At 52.6% G+C, this 19,467-nt stretch carries 16 protein-coding genes, 1 tRNA gene and 1 pseudogene; 11 read left to right on the plus strand and 7 right to left on the minus strand.

Going from position 1 to position 19,467, the window contains the following annotated elements:
• The first annotated feature begins 7 nt into the window (after nucleotides 1–7).
• Nucleotides 8–331, plus strand: a complete 324-nt coding sequence (locus BLX24_RS04580) for a hypothetical protein (RefSeq protein WP_071501919.1) — start codon at nucleotides 8–10, stop codon at nucleotides 329–331.
• Here the strand turns inward: BLX24_RS04580 and BLX24_RS04585 are convergent.
• Entirely contained in the window at nucleotides 271–1,407 is a 1,137-nt protein-coding gene (locus tag BLX24_RS04585; RefSeq protein ID WP_071501920.1) for an aminotransferase class I/II-fold pyridoxal phosphate-dependent enzyme, read from the minus strand. The genes BLX24_RS04580 and BLX24_RS04585 overlap by 61 nt on opposite strands.
• A gap of 3 nt (nucleotides 1,408–1,410) precedes the next feature.
• Nucleotides 1,411–2,442 carry a dipeptide epimerase gene (locus BLX24_RS04590; protein WP_071502304.1) on the minus strand — a complete coding sequence of 344 codons (1,032 nt, stop codon included), beginning with the start codon at nucleotides 2,440–2,442 and terminating at the stop codon, nucleotides 1,411–1,413.
• A gap of 148 nt (nucleotides 2,443–2,590) precedes the next feature.
• Between BLX24_RS04590 and BLX24_RS04595 the strand changes: the two genes are divergently transcribed.
• The 6 genes from BLX24_RS04595 to BLX24_RS04620 all read left to right on the plus strand — a co-directional run bounded on the left by BLX24_RS04595 (nucleotide 2,591) and on the right by BLX24_RS04620 (nucleotide 8,135).
• Nucleotides 2,591–3,784 carry a putative sugar nucleotidyl transferase gene (locus tag BLX24_RS04595; protein WP_071501921.1) on the plus strand — a complete coding sequence of 398 codons (1,194 nt, stop codon included), beginning with the start codon at nucleotides 2,591–2,593 and terminating at the stop codon, nucleotides 3,782–3,784.
• A gap of 2 nt (nucleotides 3,785–3,786) precedes the next feature.
• Entirely contained in the window at nucleotides 3,787–4,920 is a 1,134-nt protein-coding gene (gene holB, locus BLX24_RS04600) for a DNA polymerase III subunit delta' (protein ID WP_071501922.1), read from the plus strand.
• 381 nt (nucleotides 4,921–5,301) lie between these two features.
• Nucleotides 5,302–5,757 carry an ATP-dependent zinc protease family protein gene (locus BLX24_RS04605; RefSeq protein ID WP_071501923.1) on the plus strand — a complete coding sequence of 152 codons (456 nt, stop codon included), beginning with the start codon at nucleotides 5,302–5,304 and terminating at the stop codon, nucleotides 5,755–5,757.
• A gap of 69 nt (nucleotides 5,758–5,826) precedes the next feature.
• Nucleotides 5,827–6,729 (plus strand): 30S ribosomal protein S6--L-glutamate ligase, encoded by a 903-nt coding sequence (rimK, locus tag BLX24_RS04610; protein WP_071501924.1) that lies wholly within the window; start codon nucleotides 5,827–5,829, stop codon nucleotides 6,727–6,729.
• Between the two features lie 64 nt (nucleotides 6,730–6,793).
• Entirely contained in the window at nucleotides 6,794–7,537 is a 744-nt protein-coding gene (locus tag BLX24_RS04615; protein WP_071501925.1) for a glucose 1-dehydrogenase, read from the plus strand.
• 52 nt (nucleotides 7,538–7,589) lie between these two features.
• The gene (locus BLX24_RS04620; protein ID WP_071501926.1) at nucleotides 7,590–8,135 is read left to right on the plus strand and encodes a hypothetical protein; all 546 of its coding nucleotides are present in this window, start codon (nucleotides 7,590–7,592) and stop codon (nucleotides 8,133–8,135) included.
• Between the two features lie 68 nt (nucleotides 8,136–8,203).
• Here BLX24_RS04620 and BLX24_RS04625 read toward each other — a convergent pair whose 3' ends face one another.
• Nucleotides 8,204–9,235, minus strand: a complete 1,032-nt coding sequence (locus BLX24_RS04625) for a PorP/SprF family type IX secretion system membrane protein (RefSeq protein WP_071501927.1) — start codon at nucleotides 9,233–9,235, stop codon at nucleotides 8,204–8,206.
• 235 nt (nucleotides 9,236–9,470) lie between these two features.
• Between BLX24_RS04625 and BLX24_RS04630 the strand changes: the two genes are divergently transcribed.
• Nucleotides 9,471–13,679 (plus strand): T9SS type B sorting domain-containing protein, encoded by a 4,209-nt coding sequence (locus BLX24_RS04630; protein WP_071501928.1) that lies wholly within the window; start codon nucleotides 9,471–9,473, stop codon nucleotides 13,677–13,679.
• A 129-nt stretch (nucleotides 13,680–13,808) separates the two neighbouring features.
• On the plus strand, nucleotides 13,809–14,840 hold the full coding sequence (ruvB, locus tag BLX24_RS04635; RefSeq protein ID WP_071501929.1) for a Holliday junction branch migration DNA helicase RuvB: 1,032 nt from the start codon (nucleotides 13,809–13,811) through the stop codon (nucleotides 14,838–14,840).
• 55 nt (nucleotides 14,841–14,895) lie between these two features.
• Here the strand turns inward: ruvB and BLX24_RS04640 are convergent, their stop codons facing one another.
• The 4 genes from BLX24_RS04640 to era form a co-directional block, all read right to left on the minus strand.
• Entirely contained in the window at nucleotides 14,896–15,204 is a 309-nt protein-coding gene (locus BLX24_RS04640; protein WP_071501930.1) for an ArsR/SmtB family transcription factor, read from the minus strand.
• 204 nt (nucleotides 15,205–15,408) lie between these two features.
• The gene (locus BLX24_RS04645; protein WP_071501931.1) at nucleotides 15,409–16,317 is read right to left on the minus strand and encodes a DMT family transporter; all 909 of its coding nucleotides are present in this window, start codon (nucleotides 16,315–16,317) and stop codon (nucleotides 15,409–15,411) included.
• 63 nt (nucleotides 16,318–16,380) lie between these two features.
• Nucleotides 16,381–17,688, minus strand: coding sequence for a ribosome biogenesis GTPase Der (der, locus tag BLX24_RS04650; protein ID WP_071501932.1), 1,308 nt, complete (start codon nucleotides 17,686–17,688; stop codon nucleotides 16,381–16,383).
• Between the two features lie 71 nt (nucleotides 17,689–17,759).
• A complete protein-coding gene (era, locus tag BLX24_RS04655; RefSeq protein ID WP_083421802.1) occupies nucleotides 17,760–18,704 on the minus strand; it encodes a GTPase Era in 945 nt (314 codons plus the stop codon).
• Between the two features lie 151 nt (nucleotides 18,705–18,855).
• Here era and BLX24_RS04660 point away from each other — a divergent pair.
• Both BLX24_RS04660 and BLX24_RS33590 read left to right on the plus strand, forming a co-directional pair.
• A tRNA-Met gene (locus BLX24_RS04660) sits at nucleotides 18,856–18,928 on the plus strand.
• A gap of 63 nt (nucleotides 18,929–18,991) precedes the next feature.
• Nucleotides 18,992–19,420, plus strand: a pseudogene (locus tag BLX24_RS33590) (group I intron-associated PD-(D/E)XK endonuclease).
• Nucleotides 19,421–19,467 lie beyond the last annotated feature (47 nt).

Genomic DNA, 19,467 nt, shown 5'->3' on the forward strand with positions numbered 1-19,467 from the left:
TCTATTCATGTTGACATCGACCTGCTTAGCCGCTTCGTTTACCGTTATTCAACGCAGTGACCTGTACATACACCTTATGTCCCGGTCTTATCCGCTCAAACTGATCATCAGCCGGAACCTGAACCGGAAGCCCTGCGAATGCGGATTTTATATCAGCTCAGCCTTTCTGCATGGAAAACGAATTCAGACCCGGATAAATTTGTTCCGCCACCCTGATGAGCCCAATGTTTTTGAGTTTGCGTACGAGCATGCCTATTACACGCTGACGCTTCAGGATCTGTCGGCAACTATTTCGGAAATCACCTGCTCTGTGGGTAATTCCGCGCGGTAACGCCGGACGGCTTCGCCTAACCGGTCAATGTCTTCGGGCTCATGAAACGCGCTGATAACAATGCGCGTGTTGGCTTTATCGGCAGCGGTCGGATACGCAAACGAGTAAATACAAATTCCCTGTTTCAGTAAAAACGGATACAGTGCATCATCGTCTGTGTAGAAAACAGGGTAGTCCGGTGCTTGTTTAAACAAACCGGTCGGCAACAACCAGGTTTCGGCCAGCTGAATCAGCCGGCCTAGTTTGTCGTGTGCCTGTTGGTAGAGCGTACCAGCTTCGACATAGGCATTCAGGTAAGCGGGCGGAATGGGGGAGCAGCCGCCGAAAAACGCCGTGTGCCGGAGTGACGCAACAGGCTCCGCGCCGGCCAGGACAACACCGCCGGGCAATCCCATCGCTTTGGCCAGCGACGCCGTGACCACTACCCGTACGCCCGCCGGTTTCGGCAGGTGCTGCCAGATACCCCGCCGCTCGTGGCCCAGTACCCCCAGTCCGTGCGAGTCGTCGACTACTACCGTAATCGGCCGGTTTGTCGGCAGGCTAGCCATCCAGTCAAAGAAATAAGCTTCTGACCGGACGGCATCCAGGGAGTTAACCAGAATCACCACCGGTCCGTCGCCCTGCGCCAGTAATGCGGGCAGCCCCGCCACCCAGTCGCTGAACGGACAGCCGGGTAACGAAACTGTTGGCTCGTGCCAGAGCGCGGGGTGCGTATGCGGGGCGTATATAAACGTAACCGGACTGTTCACGCCCGCCCATGCCGAGGGGAGTTTCAGCCAGTTAATCACAGCCTGCCCCGCCATCATGCCCGATGAAAGCGTCAGCGCTGCCGGGGCACCGGCGAAGGCCGCCAGTTGCGCCTCGGCAGGTTCGTAAATGGCCAGCCGCAGGTTGCCGTTCCGCGAACTGCCGAAAACTGTCCCGTAGCGGGCCATTGCTTCCGTCATTAGTTGCCGGAACGACGGATGTTGGGGAAGGCCCAGATAAGCCGTACCGCTGAAAAAAAGATAGGGCTGCCCGTCGAGCGTTATGAAGCGGTCGGGCAGGTGGTCGATGGTATGAAAGGCCTGTTCCATCCGTTATACCGAAAGCAGTTGAGCACCCGTACCGTTTTCGGCGGCATAGATTACCCGGCCATAATCAAACGTTACCCCCGACGCCGGATCGTTGGTAATCAGCAGGGTACCGTCCATGTCAACATAATCGAGCAGGGGCAGCAGCTGACCGATGGCCGAAATCCCGACGCTGGTTTCGTTCATACAACCCACCATCACGCGCAGGTTATTGGCCCGCGCATTTTCAATCATCCGGCGGGCCGGTGTCAGACCACCGCATTTGGTGAGCTTGATGTTGATACCGTGGAAGTAGTTTATACACTTATCCACATCGTTTTCCACAATGCAGCTTTCATCGGCAATAACCGGCAGCACACTATGGGCAAACACCTGTTGCTGGCCCTCCCAATCACCGGCTTTCAGGGGTTGTTCGATAAACTCAACGCCGAGCTGCTGCAATTCAGGGGCGTAGGCAATGGTTTGCGCGGCCGTCCAGGCGCAGTTGGCATCAACGCGGAACGTGGCATCGGTATGCCGGCGCAGTTCGCGGACAATGGCCAGATCGTCGCTGGTGCCGAGCTTGATTTTATACAGCGGCCACGGCAATTCCTGCATCTTAGCCACCATTTTCTCCACCGTGTCGATACCAATGGTATAGTTCGTCAGCGGAATATTGGATGCATCCAGCCCCCAATAGGCGTAAAGCGGTTGCCCGGCCCGTTTCGCCATCAGATCGTGGGCGGCTTCATCCAGCGCACACTGGGCAAACGGGTTCTGTTGCAGCTGGGGGTGCGCCAGCGCCCACAGTTCTTCGGCGCTCTGCCATTGTCCTGACTCAATCAGGGGCCGGATCGCCGACAGGTCAGCAATCATGCTGTCGAGCGTAATGCCGTAGTATTTATTAGACGTTGCCTCACCGAAGCCACGGATCACCCGCCCGTCGGGCAGGGTATACGCCAGCTCAACAATCAGCGACGGCTGCACATCGCGGCTGTCGTGCGCAATGGTGAATGTATGCTTTAACCGGAGATCGTAACGGTGGAAACTAAGTTTTATCATATCGGGTGTCAATGGTTTCTGACGATTGATTAACAAAGATGTTAATTGTCGAAGAAATCGTTGGCACTTATGCTGAATAATTACGTTGCCGGTTTTGCCTTTGCGTCGTAAACCGGATATTTGCGCGGGACTTTTTACGATCTGCATGACCAACCTAATCTTATTTGACGATCCGACGATCCGCACCGCCTTACTGCCTTTCACGTTTACCCGTCCGGTAGCCAAATGCCGTGTGGGTATTCTGACCATCGCGGAGAAATGGGAAAAACGGCTCGGAACAGTGCCGTCTTATCTGACGCAGGATTATCTGCGGGTGACTTTTCCACAGATTGCCGGAACGGATAACCTGTATGTCAACGGGGCGCTGCTGGCGACTGATGCGCTGGCTGAAGCCGTACAGCAACTGGCTGTGGGTCAGTCACTGGTAAGCGCCGACGGGCAGTTGCTGGCGATCCGGACAACGGAGGTTTTCCGTGAGCAGCCGGTGGCCGGTGACGATACGGTAGTAGCAGCCGGCACGGTTGAGATGATGACGGGACTGCCCTCGTTTCTGGAGCATAACGGCCGTCAGATCCGTGCCGATTTTGCGTTCCTGACCGCTGGCCGGCAATCACAGCCCATTACCGATCCGTTTACGCACTGCTACGGCACCGAAAATATCTTTATCGAAGAAGGAGCAGTCATACGGGCTTCCATCCTGAATGCCGAAAACGGTCCGATTTATATTGGCCGTGACGCCCGGATCAACGAAGGGTCGGTTGTGATCGGGCCATTTGCACTGGGCGAAAATTCGATTGTGCAGTGGACGTCAAAAATGCGGGCTAATACGTCGGTCGGGCCTAACTGTAAAGTTGGTGGTGAGGTAGGTAACACCATCTTATTTGCCTACAGCGCCAAGCAGCACGATGGCTATCTGGGGGATTCGGTTATCGGAGAATGGTGCAACTTAGGCGCTGATACCAATAACTCGAACCTGAAGAATGATTACGGCAACGTAAAACTATATAGTTACGCGACGGGGAAACTCGAAGATAGCGGCCGGATGTTCTGTGGACTGATGATGGGCGATTTTACCCGCGCCGGCATCAGCACCATGTTTAACACCGGCACCGTGGTTGGCGTGAGTGTCAACGTGTTCGGGGGCGGATTTCAGCCCAAACATATCCCGTCTTTTTCGTGGGGCGGTGCCGCTGATGGGATTGTCGGGTACCGCCTGGAGAAGGCGCTGCACGTAGCCGGTGAGGCATTCAAGCGCCGGAATCTGGTATTTGGAGAGGTGGAAGAACAGGTGTTGCGGGCAATTTTTGACAAAACCAGAACGGACATTGCGCCGTCTTGATTATGCTTTTTTCTGACATTATCGGTCATGATGAGACCAAACAAACGTTGCTGCGGGCCGTACAGAGTAATCATCTGGCCCACGCACTCTTGTTTGACGGGCAGGCGGGGAGCGCCAATCTGGCCCTGGCCCTGGCGCTGGCAACCTACGTAAACTGCGAAGACCAGCAGCCGGATGATGCCTGCGGGCGGTGTGCCTCCTGCATCAAAATGAATAAGCTGGTACATCCTGACCTGCATTTTGTGTTTCCGGTCGCTAATCTGGCAGGCAAAGGCAAAACCAGTGAAGCCTTCCTGGCCGACTGGCGTAAGTTCCTGCTGAACTCACCTTACCAGATCCTGCCAGACTGGCTCGATTCGCTCGGGGCCGACAACAAACAGGGGAATATCTCGGTCGAGGAAGCACGGAACATACTGCAGAAACTCTCGCTGAAGTCGTATGAAGGCCGCTATAAGATTATGGTGATCTGGCTGCCGGAGTACATGAATGCGGCTTCGGCCAATGCGTTGCTGAAGGTGCTCGAAGAGCCACCGGAGCAGACGCTTTTTCTGCTGGCAACCAACCAGTCGGATAAGCTGCTGATTACGATCCTGTCGCGGACGCAGCGGGTGTCTATCCGCGCCTTTACCGATGAGGAGGTGGCTATGTATTTGCGTCAGCAGCTGAATCTGGCCGAGGGACGTGCCCGTCAGCTGGCGTTCCTGGCCGATGGCAACATGGCCGACGCCCTTACGCTGGCCCGCACCGAAGCGCAGGAGGGCGAGCAGGCCAATGACCGGCATGTCTGGTTTGCCGACTGGATGCGCACCTGCTACCGGCAGGATCTGATTGCGCTTGTCAAACACGCCGATCAGTTCGATGGCTACAGCAAGGAAAAACAAAAGGGGCTGCTGGAATACGGCCTGCGCCTGTGCCGTGATCTGTTCCTCTGGAAACAGGGAGCCGAAGCCTTGCTGCGTCTGCCGGAAGAAGAAAAGGTGTTTGTAAAAAACTTCTCCAAAGTGCTTTCTATCGCACATATCGAACGCATTATTGCCGACATCAACGAAGCGCTTTATCATCTCGAACGGAATGCCCGCGCTAAAATGGTTGTGCTGGATATGTCGCTGACCTTTACGCGGTTAATCCGGACCTGAGGTGTCCCATTCCAATCCTTTCCCTGAGGGCAGGGGAAGGATTTTGCTACGCCCTTTCTCTTGTTTTCGTGATGGGTAATGTCATTTCAAATTTTCCATCAGACGCATTGCGTTCACACCCCTCTCCTGAAATCAGGGCAGGGCAGGGGGTGGGGTAAACAGCGCTGTTAATCCGTTGCTTTAGCTTGTCTTTACGAAAAAATAACAGAAAATTAACAGACAAAAAGACGGTAAGCGGTATGTGTGCGTTTCTTTTGAAACATGAATAATTATCCGCCTGCTGAAAATACGCTGGCTGTCCATCGGGTCGCGGAGCGGGCGAGTTGTCTGCCGTAACGGATCGCAGGACCGGACCATCGGATATCGGAGTGCCGCAAAAGAATGAAAGCGTCGAAGCTGAAAGAAAAGCAGCTGATCGGGACAACGGATCTTGTCGATTTTCCCGATCTGGGTTTGTGTGATGTACCCGCCAAAGTAGATACCGGAGCGTTTACCTCAGCCTTGCATTGCAAGGACGTAGAGGTTATTCAGGAAGGAGCGAAAACGCGGCTTAGTTTTTATATCATTGATCCGAGTCATCCGTTGCCGAAACGCATTTATTCGGATAACTTTACTAAGAAAATGGTCCGCAACTCCTTCGGCCACGCCGAAATGCGGTATGTAATCAAAACAAAAATCATTTTGTTTGGTCGTATCATAAAGACCGAATTCACACTGGCCGATCGGGAGCGGATGCGCAATCCGGTACTGTTGGGCCGCAAACTTCTGCGCAACCGTTTCATCGTTGACGTTTCTCTAAAAAATCTATCGTTTCAAGCCAGACGCAAACAGGCGTAATGCAGACCAGCCGTTTTTTATATCAGGGCGGGGTGCATCACTTCTTTACTCAACAAAGCTCCGGAACTCATGCGAATCGCTATATTATCGTCTAACCCTGCGCTGTATTCAACCCGGCGTCTGGTCGAGGCTGCACACCAGCATGGTCACGAAACCGAGGTCATCAATTACCTCAAATGCCAGATCGTTATCGAAAACGACCGGCCGGCCCTGTTATACGGTGGCAAAATTCTGAACGAAATCGATGCCATTGTCCCGCGGATCGGGGCGTCGGTAACGGACTATGGCTGTGCCATTGTACGGCAGTTCGAGATGATGAAAGTATTTACCACGGCCAAATCACAAGCCATCAGCCGGTCACGCAACAAGCTGCGGAGCCTGCAGGTGCTTTCCCGGGCAGGCGTTGGCTTGCCGAAAACTGTGCTGGCCAATCACCCGAAAGACGTTGCCCAGCTGATTGAACTGGTGGGTGGCCCGCCGGTCGTTATTAAGTTGCTGGAAGGAACACAAGGCATTGGCGTAGTGCTTGCCGAAACGATCAAAACGGCCAAATCCACCATTGAGGCCTTTACCGGTCTGAAGCAAAATGTGCTGGTGCAGGAGTTTATCGGCGAATCGAAAGGGTCAGACATCCGCGCGTTTGTAGTCGGCACGCAGGTGGTCGGGGTCATGCAGCGGCAGGGTGTCGAAGGTGAGTTCCGGTCAAATCTGCACCGTGGCGGCAAGGCCCGGGCTATTGAACTGACGCCGGAAATTGAGTGGACAGCCATCAACGCCGCTAAAGCCCTTGGCCTCAAAGTAGCCGGTGTAGACATGCTGATGTCGGACCGTGGTCCGCTGGTGATGGAAGTCAATTCGTCGCCGGGCCTTGAGGGGATCGAAAAAGCAACGGGCAACGATGTGGCCAGTCAGATTATGACGTTTATCGAGGAAAAAATCCGGGCGGATGAAAGCGATACAGTAGGCGTATAAATGACTGCCTGAACGTTCACTAAAGGGCTGAAACATTCGGTGGGGGAAACGGCTTATGGTCTGTATGAAAACTGCAATCATAACCGGAGGAGCACAGGGAATCGGCCGTATTACGGCACTCAGACTGCTGGAAAAAGGATACGCGGTCGCTGTGTGGGACACCGACCCTGAAGCACTTGCTGACATAAACAAACAACTATCTGCCAAAAATGCCTTTTTTGTTTCCTGCGACGTGTCGTCGGAAGCAGCCGTGAAAGAGGCCGTTCAGAAAACACTGACACGCTTCGGACGTATCGATGTCCTGATCAACAATGCCGGTGTCGGGGTCGAAAAGCCGCTGGCAGACTTCACACTGGACGACTGGAACAAGGTAATCGGCGTGAACCTGACCGGTGCTTTTCTGTGCGCCAAATACACGGCCGAACACATTGCCAGCCGTGATGGCAGTATCATCAATATGGCGTCGACACGGGCGTTTCAGTCAGAGGCAGATACGTTTGCCTATTCGGCCTCGAAAGGCGGCATTGTCGCCCTGACCCATTCGCTGGCCGTCAGCCTTGGCCCCGCGATCCGCGTAAACTGCATCAGTCCGGGCTGGATTGATGTGTCGGCCGTGAAAAAGCCGGGCAAAGCAAATCAGGAGGCGCTGCGCCCCGAAGACCATAGCCAGCATCCGGCCGGCCGCGTCGGTACCGCCGATGATATTGCCCGCATGGTGCTTTTCCTCATCGACGACGAAAACGATTTCATTACCGGTCAGAATTTCATCGTCGATGGCGGAATGACGCGGAAAATGATTTATGTGTGAGGTTGTTTGTAAGTTTGTGTATCAAACTACATTCTCATACTGATCAGATTGCATGGATGCTGACCTGAAAAAAGCCATTGTCCGGATGCCTCAGGGCGAAAAAGATAAACTACTGCTCCGGCTGGTTGCCAAAGACGATATTCTGGTGGAGCGGCTGATGTATGAGCTTGTCGAGCACAAGGAAACACTGGATGTCCGTCGGGAGGTTATTAAATCGGCCATTAACCGGCTGTCAAAATCAGCCTATGACTGGCCGGGCTGGGCGATGATGGATATGCGGTCGCTGAGCGGCGATATTACGCGGCATGTGAAGGTAACGAAGGATGCATATGGTGAAGTTGACCTTCAACTGCATATGCTCAACTCCTATTTTGACGAGCAGACCGACTTGCTGCGGTTTTACAATTCGCGGTCGGACAAAACGGCTGAATACATCGCCAAACGCACCGAGCAACTGCTCAAGAAGCTGAACAAGCTCAATCCTGACTACTATATTGACTTTGAACGATCGGTAAACCGGCTGCTGGAGCGGGTGCATGCCTTTTGTCCGGCGCCCTATGCCCGCCAGCTGTTGCTGCCGCACGAGTGGGTGTATTGAAAAAAGTAGTGGCACGACTCTGACAGCAACGGCTGCCGGTCGTGCCACCACTGGATAGATAGCACTGATTAAAACTTCGGACACGACAGCTGCCGGGCGCTCTGGCGGGTGCGACGGGCCCGCTTCTCAATGGGGTCGAAGGTGTATGAAATCGAAATTTCGTGTGAGCCGCCGCTGGCAAAGCCCAGTGTTGAGACCGTCGCATCGTAGCTGTAGCCAATCGAAAACTTATCGGCGCGATACCCGATCAGGAACGCCAGGGCATCGTGGTTATTAAGCGACTGATTGTACCGCTTGAACGGCAGGCCACGGTAATAAACCCCCACCGTCATCGGCGAGTAAGTCAGGTAGGCACCCAGATCAAGCTGGTCGTATTTGCCCTGAAATTTATAGAGAATCACCGGCGAAAAACTGATTTCGCGGTCCATCTCATCACCCCGGCCGGTAAAGCCTAAAAGCGGAATCCGCAAACCGGCATGGATATTGCCTTTTATTGGCAAGCGGGTGTTATCACCGACAAAAAAGCCCTGCGCAGGCCGGTTAATGTGGCTGGCGGTTGCGCCGATCCACGCCCAGTCAGAATAATAAAGCCCGCCGACGGTAAAATCGACGTAACTGTTTTTTGGCGATGGTTGCAGTACAATCGGATCGGAAGTCGGGTTGCCTGTGTACCCACGATTCGTAAACTGATCACCGAAAGTTAACCCGAAATAGTTTAGATTGCGGTTTACGTAGGATGCCTGCAGGCCTAAACGCAGGTTTGCTGCTTCGCTTAGCCGGAGCTGGTAAGAATACTGGCCGGCAATTTCCGTCGACCGGATCTGGCCCTGTCCCTGGTTATCGTTCAATACATAGAAGCCGACGCCGCTGTTGATGCCTGGCATAAAGTGGTCAAAACCAGCAGATGAAGTGACGTAGCTCGTGATGGATGGCCACTGATTGCGGTAGTTCACCGTCAGGCGCGGCGCCAGCGCAGAACCCGCAAACGCCGGATTCAGATAAAGCGGAGCGGCATACCACTGTGTGAACTGCGGATCCTGTGCAAACGCTAGCCGAACCAGCAAGAGTAGCGTACCAGTCAAAATGTATTTTTTACCCATAATAAATGCTTCAGCACAAAGAGTTTGCCAAATCAGGGAAATAACGAAGAATCTGCAACGAATTGCATATGATTTGACGTAAAATAATTCGCTAAATGTAAAGGTTTGGTTTCAGTTAAACACCCGCCCGAACATAAAATTTTGCGTCTTTCATTTCGTTAACAATAACGTAGTGCCCCCTTTAACTGTTATGTGATTTGTGTAATTTAGGCCAATTGGGAGCGGTAAACAGTTTATGTCAACAAAGACTACACTCAACTATATTCTTGGACTGATCATTTGGTTGGGCATACTCCCGGGGATCAACGGGGCACTTGCACAGCTTACCGGTCCTCCTCAGAACGTCACCGTTTTACAATCGTTCAGTATCACGGCACAGGGAAGCTTATGCTCACCGACCGCCAATACGGCGTGTGGCAGCGGAGCCGTGACGTTTACGGATTCGCGGACCGACGTAACGGCCTGGAGCTGGCAGTTCGGCCCCTCGACGCCCGGCAGCGGGACAACAACACCCGGCAGCGGAACCGGCGTAACGGCTACCACCCGCACGGTAACGCATCAGTTCAGCAACCCCGGCACGCAGACAATTCTCCTGACCAGAACCTTAGCCAACGGGACAACACTGAACAGTACGATTCCGATTACGGTCGGCCAATCCCCGCAGTCATTTACCAAATGGCGGACCGATACGACGATTTGTAAGGGTGAAACCTTGACCCTTGATCCGTACCAGGGAGCTTCGCAGCCGAACTATACTTATAAATGGGCACCAAAAGGGCAGACGACCCAGACGCTGAGTGTTACGGAATCCGGTTGTTATTCGGTTGAGGTAAAATCGGATGGCTGTCCATACGAAGACTTAATTCACGTAGATGTTTGTTTTGAACCACCCGGCTCGCCATCGGCTAAGTGGTATTTCGGCAGCAATGCCGGTCTGGACTTTGCCGGCGGTTCGCCGCAACCGCTGACCGACGGGAAACTGAAAACCCTGGAAGGCGCTTCGTCGATCTCCAACAGCAAAGGGCAGCTTCAGTTTTATACGGATGGTATCTACATCTACGACGCCGACGGCAATATCATGGCAACCGCTCCCGGAACGGCTTCTGCCTTGCTGGGGGGCGACCAGAAATCGACCCAATCGGCGCTGATTGTGCCGAAACCTACCTGTCGCGGGTGCGAATACCTGTATTACGTCTATACAACGGCCGAAGTAAATGGTACCAAACAGCTGACCTACAGCATTGTCGATATGCGGGAGAATGGGGGCAAAGGCGCCATAACGGCCGTTAACCTGCCCGTTTCCAGCGATCCGACCCAACTCAGCACCGAACGCTCGGCCGCCGTGCAGAACGAAGCCGATACAACCTACTGGGTCGTGACCCATGATTTTGGCAGCGATGTATTCCGGATTACGCACCTGACCCGCAGCGGCACGCCGACCCAAACGACAGTTTCGGCCGGTATGTCACAAACCAATGTGGCGCAGGCACAGGGGTATATGAAGTTCGGCCCGGCTATCAGTGCCTCGGCAACGAGCGGTACGGCCTCACCGGGAACGTCGAATACGGCCATTAAGCAACTGGCTGTGGTGGTGCCGGGCGTCGTGCCGGGGCCACCGAACAACATGGTTGAGCTCTATGAGTTTGACACCCAGACCGGGGATCTGACGTATAAACGAACCATTGATCTGGGGCCTGCGCCCCCTGATGCCTATGGCGTGGAGTTCTCACCGGACGGCACCAAACTGTTTGTGACGTTACTGGGTAACCCATCCAGTGCGACCAATGCGTCCTCCTACCTCGTTCAATACGATCTAAAGCAAACCGACCCGGATGCACTGACGGCGTCGCGTACGGAGATCGCTACCAGTACCACGCAGCAGTTCGGTGCGTTGCAGGTGGCAACCGACGGAAAAATTTACGTCTCTGTGCCGGGTTCAACCTCGCTGGGCGTGATCGAAAACCCGAACGCCACGTTTCTGGACAGCCTCCGGTTCAACATCAACGGGCAGGATCTGGGTGGTCGTCAGGCACAGCTGGGTCTGCCGAACCAGGTCATGAACTTTACCCAGCCGCCGAGCAGCAGCCCCGGGCTGTCGCATGAAGGCGAGTGTGTGGGCGATACGATTCAGTTCACCATCGGGCCATTCTGCCAGAAGCTGAAGGAGACCTATACCCTGAACTTCGGGGATGGTACTGTGCCCAAATCGTTTACATCAGCCCAAGTACAGAAGCACATCTACAAAACGCCCGGCTCCTATACCGCAACGCTGACGATACGAACCGAAAACGCCACCGGCGGGCTTTGTAATTTCACGACGGTAAGTGATATTGTTAATGTAGTTGCGGTACCTAAATCATTTGAACTTGGACCTGACAGGGTACTTTGTCAAACTTCTTTGGATTTAACAATCGAGAGTGACGCGTCTAATTATGCATGGGTCAGAAATGGAAGAATAATAAGTAGAAATAAAACGTATGCCGTAACACAGACAGGAACTTATGTAGCTTTTGCTTATAATAGTACGCAATGCCCTCAATCAGATACGATTTATGTCGTGCTGACACGACCACCTTCTCCAAGGGTAACGCCGAGTTCTACTGTCTGTGCCGGTACATCAACAACAGTTGGAGTAGGGACCCCGATTTATGAGCAGTTTAAGTGGAATACCGGCGAAGGCAGCAAAGTTATTACGGTTAGTCAAAGCGGTGTTTACTCTGTAACAGCTACATATACAAATGCAACCGGCGGCGTTTGTACTGCTATAGAAAGCACTACACTGACCGCTTTGCCCAAACCACGGCTGACGGCTGCGCTGACAGCGCCGACCGGCTGTACAACCCTCGACGGGGCCATTACCCTGACGCCGGCACCGGCAGGTACCTATACCTACGTCTGGACGCGCGCCGACGGGGCGGTCCTGCCTTCGACAACAAACCTGCTTTCGGCCGTATCTGAAGGAACCTATAAAGTCAAAGCGACCAATCAGGCGCAATGCACCGTTGACAGTTCATTTGCCCTGGTTTCGCCGGCCAACCCGCTGAAAGCGACGCCAACGTCGATGTCAGCCCTGTGTAGTGTTCCCAACAGCGGCAGCGCTAACCTGACCATTACGGGTGGAACTCCGGTAATTTTTGTCTGGCGCGATGCCACCGGTGCTATTGTCAGCCAGACGCAGCCGTTTACCGGTGCAGCGGCAGGGCGGTACAACGTCGAGATCAGCGATGCGGGCGGTTGCCGGTTAAATATTCCGGTTGTAGACATCGGGCTCGATACGCGCGGCTTTGCAGACCTTCCGCCACTTTCGCAGGCCTGTATCGGCGAAGCGTTGTCGTTGACACCGGCCGGAGCCAATGTGCCGGGCAATACGTTTACCTGGAGTACGGGCGAAACGACACCAACCATTTCAGTGAGTGCGCCGGGCTCGTATTCCATTACCATCCGTAATACGCTGAACGGATGTATCGGCAGTGATTTCACCAACGTAACCTTTAGTCCGAAACCAACGGTATCGGCAGGGCCGGCCTTATCGGTGTGTGTGGGTGTGCAGCCGGTGCAGCTCACGGGCAATTCACCGACGGGCGGGGTCTGGTCCGGAACGGGGGTAACGCCGGCGGGGAGCTTTACGCCAGCTGCTGCCTACGTTTCGACGATTATAACCGTGACCTATTCCGTCACGCAGAACGGCTGCGCCAACGCGGCGACCAGGGCGGTCAGCGTGTTACCGCCACCACAGGTGAATGCCGGACCAGATGTAGAATTCTGTGCGAATCAACCGCAATCGCTTTCGGCAACGGGATCCACCGGAGCCAGCTTCCAGTGGTCGAACGGAACGGCCGGGGCCATCCTGCGGCCGGTATCGTCGGGAACCTATGTGGTCACGGCCTCGCAGAATGGCTGCTCCGTCACCGACGACGTAGTGGTGCGGGTAAAACCGATTCCACAGTTCTCTTTTACCAAAGACGCTGCCATATGCGTAGGCGATGGCCAGTCGACTACCCTGCTGGTGCGGGGTACGCCGGACCTGACTTACTCGTGGCCCGATGTCGGCTCCAGCCTGTCAGCGATTACCGTGAACCGGTCAGGTAGTTATTCGCTGATTGTGACAAATGCCGAGAAGTGTACTGTCCGTGATTTTGCCAATGTCAGGGATTTATGTGAGGCAAGGGTTTTCATTCCGGAAGCTTTTACGCCAAACGGCGACAGCCAGAATGATGTTTTACAGGTATTCAGTGCCTATACGACCGACTTTGAGCTGAAAATCTTTAACCGTTGGGGAGAAATCGTCTTTATGACCACGAATCCCGCCGAGCCCTGGGACGGACTGTACAAAGGCGTTTCGTATCCGCCACAGGTATATGCGTATGTTGTTACCTACGGCAGCCAGTATTTCCCTGAGCGACCGAGGGTAACGAAGCGAGGATCGGTCTCGTTAATCCGGTGAAAAAAGCCCCTTTCTACTACGGCAGAGAGGGGCTTTTTTATGGGAAAAACCGCCGTTTTTTTGTATATTTGAATAGGTAAGCGCGCGTAGAAAGACCTTTTACAAGGACGCTTTTATACCACAGGAAACATGCGAAAAGATATTTTAAAGGGTACCAGCGACGCTATGTCGGCTTCGGAAAAAGAAATCGAACGGGCGCTCCGGCCGCTTTCGTTTGATGACTTTACAGGGCAGCCCAGAGTGCTGGATAACCTTCAGGTATTTGTGACGGCGGCCCGGCAGCGCGGCGATGCCCTCGACCACGTGCTGCTGCACGGCCCTCCGGGATTGGGGAAGACCACGTTGTCGCACATCATTGCTAATGAACTGGAGGCAAACATTAAAATGACCTCGGGCCCCGTGCTCGACAAACCCAGTGATCTGGCCGGTTTGCTAACCAATCTTCAGCCGAACGACGTTTTGTTTATCGATGAGATTCACCGGCTTAATCCGATTGTGGAAGAGTATTTGTATTCGGCCATGGAAGATTACAAAATCGACATTATGCTCGATTCGGGTCCGAATGCCCGTACGGTCCAGATCAAGCTGAACCCGTTTACACTCATTGGAGCAACCACACGGGCGGGGATGCTGACCTCACCGCTGCGGGCGCGTTTCGGAATCAGCTGCCGGCTGGAGTACTATGACGCTAATATCCTGACCGGCATCGTACAGCGGTCATGCGCTATTCTGGGGACGCCTATTGATGAAACAGGCGCTTTTGAAATTGCCCGTCGTAGTCGCGGTACACCGCGTATTGCCAATAACCTGCTGCGTCGTACCCGCGACTTTGCTCAGGTAAAGGGAAATGGCTATATCACAGTCGGCATTGCCGAAATGGCGCTGACCGCACTCGATGTCGACCAGAATGGCCTTGATGAAATGGATAACCGTATTTTATCGACTATTATCGATAAATTCAAGGGCGGGCCGGTTGGTTTGTCAACAATTGCCACAGCCTGTGGCGAAGAAGCGGAGACGATTGAAGAAGTATACGAGCCGTTCCTGATTCAGGAAGGGTATCTGAAGCGGACTTCCAGAGGCCGGGAGGCAACGGAGAAAGCCTATCATCACCTCGGCGTTTTGCCCACCTACCGGACAGGCGAACTGTTTAATTCATGATCGTACCAGGAGCAAACAACCTGAGTGCTGTTTGCTCCTGTAAGATCCAACGTTACTAAGCTAAAACCTTGCTCCGGTAAATGCAGTCAATTACTTCTGACATTGCATTGTCGACCAGGAAATAATAAATATTTTTCCCGCTCCGACGGATTTCCAGAATGCCTTTGTCACGCATGTTGATCAGGTGATGAGAGATCAAAGACTGCTCTGCGTTTAGATTTTTATAAATCGTAGACACATTGAGTTCTTTGTTTTCCTTCAGCATCTGAATGATCTTGATGCGTAGGGGATGTGCCACGGCCTTCAGCACGTAAGCGGCACGTTCAATACGTTTGTCGTCGTCCATCATTTTTTCCATTACCATATCCGTAGAACATTAAGGTGCGTGCGCGAATGAAAGATACTACTTATTCTCATACAACTGTTTTTTGATGTCTCATGTAATTAAAAACCTTATTTAATGGGACAATCAGTTAATTTGTTGATAAAAGTAATAAATTAATATGACCGACTGTTTTTAAGTTGTCTATCATCTATACGGAATAACGAATAGTTTGGATTTTAAATTTTACATTTTTTTTCCTTTCCACCCGATTAAGGATACACCAGCTAAAACAAAAGCCGTTCCCAGTAACTGTAAAGCTGTGATTTTTTCACCTAAAAGCCCCGATGCAAGTACAATCGTAAAGACAGGACCAATGCTGGCTACCAGCGAGGCATTGGCCGATCCGATCCGTTTGATTCCTTCTGCAATCATAAAGGTCGGTACAACTGTTACAAAAACAGCCATAATTGTCGTCAGACCATAAACCGGAGCCGGATAATTCAGTAAGGCAAACCCGTTCCGGATGAGGTAGTGTATAAAAACCGGAATGGTTGCGGCAATGAGGGCATAGCAGGTAAACCGCTGTGACCCTACACGGGCGATCATTGAATCGCTGCCTACCAGGTAAACGGCATACACCAGCCCGCTCAGGATTACCCAAAAGGCACCCAGCAGTACATTATGCTGATTCCCGAACTGAATGTGCGGCGCGAAAGCAATCAGAATGCCAAGGTATGTCAGCGCCAATGCCCCCCATTGCAATCGGCTGATGCCTCGCTTCCTGGAGACGGCATTCATCATCAGTACAAAGGTAGGGTAGGTAAACAAAAGAATTCGCTCCAGACTGGCCGAAATGTAGACCAAACCAATAAAATTGAAATAGCTGGCCAGGTAATAGCCCGTAATACCCAGAAAGAAAAGCCACAGCCACTCTCTGAGGGTGAGCGGAGCAACCGGTTCACGCTTTCGCTGATAAACAGCGATACCGATGTAAAACGGCAAGGCAAACAGGAGCCGTAGCGTCAGTAGTGACAAGGCATCAATCTGGTATTGATAGGCTAGTTTGATCAGCACGCCTTTGAGCGCGAAACAAAACGCGGCCAGAAAAACCAGCAACACGCCCAGCCAGTAGCGGATTCGGGAAACCTCCATAAAAAAAGCAGCCGATGGTTCCGGAACGGACGGCCATCGGCTACAACTAAGGTGATAACTGGATTATTTCTGCCGGAAAAAGAGCGTTATCGGAACACCGTCGAAGCCGAAATGTGCCCGGAGCTTATTTTCAAGGAAGCGCTCGTACGATTCCTTGATGTACTGCGGCAGGTTACAGAAAAACACGAATGTCGGCGATGGCGTCGGCAATTGCAGCATGTATTTGATCTTAATCTGCTTACCCTTGGTCGATGGGGGCGGGTAGGCTTCGATTTCAGGCTGCATGGCTTCGTTCAGCTTCGAGGTGGTGATTTTCTTGTGTTTGTTTTCATACACCTCCATGGCTTTTTCAATCACCTGAAAAATCCGCTGCTTTTCGTGCACCGACGCAAACATGATCGGCAGGTAGTCGATCGGCATCATGCGCTGAATCATTTCCTTGCGCCAGTGATCGGCCGTTTTATGGTCTTTTTCTACGGCGTCCCATTTGTTAATCATAACCACAACGCCCTTCTTGGCGCGTATGGCCTGACCAATGATGTTGAAGTCCTGTGATTCGAAACCACGGGTAGCGTCCAGCATCACAATACAGACGTCCGATTCTTCCATGGCTTTCAGTGACCGGAGAATCGAGTAAAATTCGATGTTGTCCTTAATTTTCGATTTCCGGCGGATACCAGCCGTGTCGGTCAGAATAAAGTCCTGTCCATAGGCCCGGTAGCGTGTATTGATGGCGTCGCGGGTTGTCCCGGCAATGTCTGTAACGATATTCCGTTCCTGGCCTAACAGGACGTTGACAAACGATGATTTACCGACGTTGGGGCGGCCCAGGATCGAAATCCGAGGAATGCCGCCATTGGGGTTTTCGACGCCATCGGACTGAAAATGCGTAATGACCTTATCGAGCAGGTCGCCGGTACCGCCGCCGTCCTGGGCTGAAACCGGATACGGGTCGCCGAGGCCAAGCGCGTAGAATTCAGCGGCAGCCTGCCGGCGTTCGGCTGTTTCGGATTTATTCGCGACTACATAAACCGGTTTGTTTGAGCGGCGGAGTACGTTGGCGAAATCTTCGTCGAGGCCCGTCATGCCCGTCATGGTATCGACCACAAACAGGACCACAGTCGCTTCATCGAGCGCAATTTCAACCTGTTCGCGGATGGCGCCTTCGAAGACATCTTCAGAGCCTACCACGTATCCGCCTGTATCAATGACTGTGAAGTGTTTGTCTGTCCATTCCGCAAAACCGTAGTGCCGGTCACGCGTTACGCCCGATTGGTTGTCCATGATGGCCTGCCGCTGTTCGGTCAGGCGGTTAAATAGGGTGGACTTCCCGACGTTGGGGCGGCCCACGATTGCAACAATATTTGCCATAATGTCAAAGGAGGTGATCAGCGAAGGCGGGCAGCCGGTTTGGTTAAAGCGGCCCTGAAACCTTCCTCACGCTATTCTTCATAACCCAACCGTTTCAGCATACGTTCTTTGCTGCGCCAGTCGGGTTCAACTTTTACAAATGTTTCGAGATATACTTTCTTCCCAAAGAACCGTTCGAGCTCCTCACGGGCCATGATACCGGTCTTTTTAATCATTTTACCGCCTTCACCGAGCAGGATCGAGCGTTGCGTCGGCCGTTCGACCAGGATTTCGGCCTGTACCACAATCATGTCTTCCTTATCCTTAAAGGAGGTGATGATTACTTCCGAGCTATATGGCACCTCTTTCTTATAGTTAAGGAAGATTTTTTCCCGGATAATTTCAGAGGCAAAGAAGCGTTCGGGCTTATCGGTCATTTCATCCGCCGGGAAGTAAGGCGGGTGATACGGCAGGCGCGTGATGATTTCGTGAAACAAAGGCTCCAGATTAACACCATTCAGGGCTGAAATCGGAAGAATTAACTCTGCCGGGACGTTTTCTTTCCAGTAAGCCACCTTTTCGTCAATCTGTTCCTGCGTTGCCTGGTCAATTTTATTGATCAGCAGGAGAACCGGAGCATCAGCATGCTTCAGGCGTTTGAGCACATCGTTCTCGTCGTGTTTTTCGAAAATATCCGTCACGAACAGGACCACGTCGGCATCTTCGAGTGACCCGCGTACAAAGCTCATCATGGATTCATGGAGTTTGTACTGAGGCTGAATGATACCGGGCGTATCCGAATAAACCAGCTGAAAATCTTCGCCGTTATGGGTGCCATTCAGGATCCCCATAATCCGGTGGCGGGTGGTTTGGGCCTTCGATGTAATGATCGAAAGGCGTTCACCAACCAGCTGATTCATCAGCGTCGACTTCCCGACATTGGGTTTTCCGATGATACTGACAAAGCCGGCGCGTCCCGGGTATGGTTCTTCCTGTCGTGATACCGGTTCAATTGAAAAATTTTCTTCTGATTCCATTCTCTTGATAACCAATGATTACCGAAAAAAATCCCTCCCGCACAAAACATTTTTGGGGGAGGGCTGTTATTTTTTTTACAAAGGTAGCTTGTTTTTTCAAATATAACTACTACCTTTGCAGTCCAATCAGTTAGATGATTGACGCGAAAACCGCGGGATGGAGCAGTTGGTAGCTCGTTGGGCTCATAACCCAAAGGTCGCTGGTTCGAGTCCAGCTCCCGCTACTAAGTAAAAAGGCCACTAAAAGTGGCCTTTTTTATTTTATCCGTCACAAGCAAAAAAACGCTGTGCTGACAAAACAGAAAGGTGATATTGCTGAGCAGGCAGTAATCTTACAGGCTCTGAAATCAGAATGGTGTGTGTGTAAACCAATCGGAGACCGGTTTCCCTACGATATTATTCTTGATATTGACCGTACTCTCTACCGCATTCAGGTGAAATATGCCTGGTTCGACGAAAAAACGGCGAACTAGGTTGTTGATACGCGGCGGACAAAAACGAACCGGCGGCGTATGCTCCGCGAAAACTATAGGTTGCAGGACTTCGACTTCGCCATCATTTATCTTGAACCGCTTCGCATTTTCTATATCTTTCCGGTCAGTGTATTCATTGCCTACAGCTCATCAATTCATCTGGTTGAAGCAGAAAAGCGACAGCGGCGGCCTGAATCGGCTGATTTCCGTGAAGCCTGGCATTTGCTGAAGCCCGGTTCTTGAGGCACCCCCAAAAAAAGCGGGGCTGATTGCTCAGCCCCGCCGGGTAT

The organism is Arsenicibacter rosenii, assembly GCF_001870735.1.
In the GTDB taxonomy this organism is placed as follows: domain Bacteria; phylum Bacteroidota; class Bacteroidia; order Cytophagales; family Spirosomataceae; genus Arsenicibacter; species Arsenicibacter rosenii.